Below are 4,563 nucleotides of genomic sequence, written 5' to 3'. Positions count from 1 at the left end.
GGGCGGCCGACGACCGGGCGGCCGACAGCCGGGCGGCCGACAGCCGGGCGGCGGCGGACGGACCGGGCCGGTGAACACGGTCAAGTGCCTGGTCTGGGACCTCGACGACACCCTGTGGGACGGGGTGGTGCTGGAGGGCGACCGGCCCCAGCCGTTCACCGCCGCCGTCGAGACGCTGCGGACACTCGACCGCCGGGGCATCCTGCACGCGGTGGCGAGCCGCGGGGACCCGCGGACCTCCGAGGCGCACCTGGCCCACCACGGCCTCGCCGAGCTGTTCAGCGCGGTGGAGATCGGCTGGGGCGGCAAGTCGGACGCGGTGCGGCGGATCGTCCGCACGCTCGGCCTCGCCCCGGACGCCGTCGCATTCGTGGACAACGACCCCGTCGAACGGGCCGAGGTGGCCGCAGTGCTGCCCGGCGTCCGCTGCTACCGAGCGGACCAGGTCGGCGAGCTGCCCGACCGCCCCGAGTTCACCCCCGAGTTCGTCACGGACGAGGCGCGGCAGCGCCGCCGTCTCTACAGTGTGGAGCGCCACCGCACCCGGGCCGAGCAGGACTTCGAGGGATCGAAGGGCGAGTTCCTCGCCTCCCTGGACCTGACCATGACGGTCCGGCGTGCGACCGAGGAGGATCTGGCGCGCGCCCACGAACTGACCGTACGCACCCACCAGCTCAACACCACCGGACTCACCCTGAACATGGTCGAACTGCGCCGCCTGGCCGCGGCACCCGATCACGAGGTGCTGGTCGCCGGGTTGCGGGACCGGTTCGGCTCCTACGGCACGATCGGGCTCGCCGTCTCGGAGCTGACCGGAACCGACAGCGTGCTGCTGCTGTTGCTGACCTCGTGCCGGGTGCTGTCCCGCGGGGTCGGCGCCGTACTGCTGGACCACGTCGTGCACCGGGCGGTGCGGGCGGGCCTGCGTCCGGTGGCGCGGTTCGTGTCCACCCCCGTCAACCAGGTCATGCTGGTGACCCTGCGGTTCGCCGGGTTCCAGGTCATCGAGCGGCACGGCGACCGGATGGTGCTGGCCGCGGATCCCGACCGGCTGCCCAGGACCCGTCCGGGCCACGTCCGGGTCGTCGCCGACGACCCGGACGGAACGGACCGGGAGGGCGTCGCCCGGTATGCCGACGGGGCCGACGGGGCTCAGGACATCGAGGAGAGGGCGAGCCGGTGACGGACACCGCGTGGCGCACGGGCGGTTCGGCCGACACGGCAGGCACGGCAGGTGTGGTCGGCGCGGGCGTGATGGGAGTCGGGGTCACCCAGTGCCTGGTCACGGCCGGGTACACCGTGGTGACCGTCGACACCGACCCGGCCGCCCTGGCCACCGCCCCCCGGCGGCTGCGCGACGGACTGCGTCTGCACCGGCTGCTGAACCCCGGTGCCGGCGCCGGTGCCGGCACCGGTGGCGCCCCGCCGGCGGCGCAGCCCCCGTCCCGCGTGCGCTGGAGCGACCGGCTCCCCGACCTCGCCGGCGCCTCGTTCGTCGTGGAGTGCGCCCGGGAGAACCCCGCCGTCAAGGAGGCGGTGTTCCGCGAACTGGACGCGCTCTGCCCGCCGCGGACCGTGCTCGCCTCCTGCACCTCCGCCATCCCGGTCGCCGGGCTGGCCGCCGTCACCGGCCGGGCCGACCGGGTGCTCGGCATGCACTTCATGAACCCCGCCCCGCTCAAGGACACGGTCGAGGTCATCACCACTCCGGCGACCTCCGGGGAGACCCTGGACCGCGCCCTGGCGTTCCTCGGCAGCCTCGGCAAGCGGGGCGTCGTGGTGTCCGACGCCCCCGGCTTCGTGTCCAACCGGGTCCTGATGCTGACGATCAACGAGGCGGCCACCGTGGTCGAGGCGGGCACCGCGGAGGCCGCGCAGGTCGACGACATCTTCCAGAGCTGCTTCGGACACCGTATGGGGCCGCTGGCCACGGCCGACCTCATCGGGCTCGACACGGTGCTCGACTCGCTGGACGTCCTGCGGCAGTACACCGGCGATGACAGGTTCCGGCCGTGTCCGCTACTGGTGCGGCTGGTCGGCGAGGGCAGGACGGGCCGCAAGAGCGGGGCGGGCTTCCACGACTACCGGACGTCGGCCACCCGGCGGCCGACCGCCTGACACCGACCGGCGTTTTCGCCTTATTCATATTACTTAGTAACTCGTATGCATGAACAGCGGAGTTGAAACTTCCGCTCCGGCAAGGCGGAAGTACTGAGCGCCGAAGCATGAGAAGCATGAGAGGCGTCGCCCGTGGCTCCCGGTGCTCCAGGCGAAAACGATTGAGGGGACTGGATGACCACCACCGCGTCCCCGGCCGGCCGGAGGCAGCCGGCACGATCGACGGCGCCGATCACCCAGATCAGGGTGCAGGTCTTCACCGCGGGCGAGGCACCGGCGGACACCACCGGTCCCATCCACCTGGGCCTGGGCGGACGGGAGTTCAGGCTGGTCAAGGACGGCGCCGGGTCCACCCGCGGCACACAGAGCACCTTCACCCTGGGGGAAGGCACCGATGTCGGCCACAGCTGGATGAACGACCCGCGCGCACCCCGGCTGACCCTGGCCGACCTGGCACACCGACCGCTCTACCTGCGGCTGGAGAAGGCCGGCTTCGAACCGCCCTGGCTGCTGGAACGCGCTCTGCTCACGGTGAACCCCGGCACGGACACCGAGATCCAGTTCGGCACCCGGTGCCTCGCCGAACTCGGACCGGGCCACAAGCTGTGGCTCGGCGCCGACCAGGGCCTGGCCGTCCACCTGGAGCACGTCCGCGGCCCACTGGCCCGGTAGGGCGGGGTTCCGCCGGCGGTCAGACGTCGGGCCTCCTCAGCAGGACCGTGCCCGCGCCGGGCGCGTCGAGGCCGAGGATCATGCGCAGGGTGGTCGACCTGCCCGCGCCGTCGGGTCCGAGGAAGCCGGTGACCGGACCCGGCCGGACGGTGAAGGGCAGCGCGTCGACGGCGGTGCGGCCGCCGTACCGCTTGGTGAGTTCCCGTGCCTCGATCATGCCGCCGACGCTACGCAGGACGGACGCGCCGGACATCCGCCGCCGGGAGACGGCGGCTGCTCCCGGGGGAGTACGTCACACCTCCCCCGCCCGCACCAGCCCCGTCTCGTACGCCACCACGACCAGCTGCGCCCGGTCCCGCGCCCCCAGCTTGGTCATCGTCCGGCTGACGTGCGTCTTCGCGGTGAGCGGGCTCATGAGCAGCCGCCGGCCGATCTCGTCGTTGGACAGCCCCCGGCCGACCAGCGCGAGGACCTCGCGCTCCCGGTCGGTCAGCGGTCCCAGCCGTGCGCGCGCCTGTGCCCCGGGTGTCCTCAGGCGGGCGAACTCCTCGATGACCCGACGGGTGACGGCGGGTGCGAGCAGGCTCTGTCCGGCGGCGACACCGCGGACGGCGGTGCGCAGGTCGTCCGGCTCGATGTCCTTGAGCAGGAAGCCCGCGGCTCCGGCGCGCAGGGCTTCGAAGACGTACTCGTCGGCCCCGTAGGTCGTCAGGACCAGCACCCGTACGGCGTCCAGGGTGCGGTCGGCGGCGATGCGGCGGGTGGCCTGCAGGCCGTCGGCCCGGGGCATGCGGATGTCCATGAGCACCACGTCCGGGCGGGTGGCGCGGGTCAGCTCCACGGCCTGTACGCCGTCGGCGGCCTCGGCGACCACCGCCAGGTCGCCGGTCAGGTCGAGCAGGGCGCGGAAGCCCGCGCGCACGACGGTCTGGTCGTCGGCCAGCAGCACCCGGATCACACCGCCGCCCCCTCGTCGCCGGAGAGGCGGTCGACGGGGAGGCGGGCGTACACCCGCCATCCGCCGCCCGGCAGCGGTCCGGCCTCCACCGTGCCACCCACGGCCGCGGCACGCTCCCGCATCCCGACCATCCCGAAACCTTCCCCGGCCCCGGCCCCGGCCCCGGCCCCGGCCCCGGACCTGACCCCGATTCCGGACCCGGACTCGGACTCGATTCCGGACCCGGACTCGGAGTCGATCCCGGATCCGGAGCTAGTCCCGGGCCTGGACCCGATCCTGGACCTGGACCTGGACCTGGACCTGGACCCGGTCCCGGTCCCGGACTCGGACCCGGACCCGGACCCGATCCCGGACCCGGTCCCGGTCCCGGTCCCGGTCCCGGTCCCGGTCCCGGTCCCGGACTCGGACCCGATCCCGAACTCGGACCCGGACTCGGTCCCGGACTCGGTCCCGGACCCGATCCCGGTCCCGGACCCGATCCCGGACCCGGGATCGGGCCCGGGAAGGGCGGCACCCCCGTGCGCCCCCGCACCACCGGGCCGGCCGTCGTCGGTGACCTGCACCTCCAGCAGGTCACCGGCCCGGTCCACCGTCAGTGACACCGCCGCACACCGGGCATCCGCGTGCTTGATCACGTTGGTCAGCGCCTCCTGGACGATGCGGTACGCCGCCAGCTCCACCAGCTGCGGCAGCGGCCGGCCGCCCGTGTCCGCGTCCAGGGTGACGCGCAGCCCGGTCGCCCGTACCCGCGCGGTGAGGCCGGGCAGCTCGGCCAGTCTGGGCGCGGGCGCGGTGACGGCATCGGCGGCGCCGTG

The 4,563-nt window shown here is 73.9% G+C and carries 5 protein-coding genes and 1 pseudogene; 3 read left to right on the top strand and 3 right to left on the bottom strand.

The features are described from left to right. Positions 1–70: 70 nt before the first annotated feature. The 3 genes from HO151_RS06240 to HO151_RS06230 all read left to right on the top strand — a co-directional run bounded on the left by HO151_RS06240 (position 71) and on the right by HO151_RS06230 (position 2,790). Positions 71–1,183 carry an HAD-IIIC family phosphatase gene (locus tag HO151_RS06240; protein ID WP_173895099.1) on the top strand — a complete coding sequence of 371 codons (1,113 nt, stop codon included), beginning with the start codon at positions 71–73 and terminating at the stop codon, positions 1,181–1,183. Next, positions 1,180–2,118 (top strand): 3-hydroxyacyl-CoA dehydrogenase family protein, encoded by a 939-nt coding sequence (locus HO151_RS06235; protein WP_368039441.1) that lies wholly within the window; start codon positions 1,180–1,182, stop codon positions 2,116–2,118. The genes HO151_RS06240 and HO151_RS06235 overlap by 4 nt, the downstream gene beginning before the upstream one ends. A 174-nt stretch (positions 2,119–2,292) precedes the next feature. After that, positions 2,293–2,790 (top strand): hypothetical protein, encoded by a 498-nt coding sequence (locus tag HO151_RS06230; RefSeq protein WP_173895098.1) that lies wholly within the window; start codon positions 2,293–2,295, stop codon positions 2,788–2,790. A gap of 43 nt (positions 2,791–2,833) precedes the next feature. On the opposite strand, the pseudogene HO151_RS06225 reads toward HO151_RS06230, so the two are convergent. From HO151_RS06225 to HO151_RS06215, 3 genes and pseudogenes are all read right to left on the bottom strand, one after another. Further along, positions 2,834–3,007: pseudogene (locus HO151_RS06225) on the bottom strand (ATP-binding cassette domain-containing protein); the annotation flags it as partial. Between the two features lie 75 nt (positions 3,008–3,082). Beyond that, positions 3,083–3,748 carry a response regulator gene (locus tag HO151_RS06220; protein ID WP_368039440.1) on the bottom strand — a complete coding sequence of 222 codons (666 nt, stop codon included), beginning with the start codon at positions 3,746–3,748 and terminating at the stop codon, positions 3,083–3,085. Next, positions 3,745–4,563, bottom strand: an 819-nt coding sequence (locus HO151_RS06215) for a sensor histidine kinase (protein ID WP_368039439.1), incomplete at its 5' end; no start/stop codon positions are given. The genes HO151_RS06215 and HO151_RS06220, both read right to left, overlap by 4 nt.

Source organism: Streptomyces sp. 8P21H-1 (genome assembly GCF_013302945.1).
Note: the sequence above shows the minus strand (reverse complement) of the source record. Positions and strands in the feature narration are given on the sequence as shown.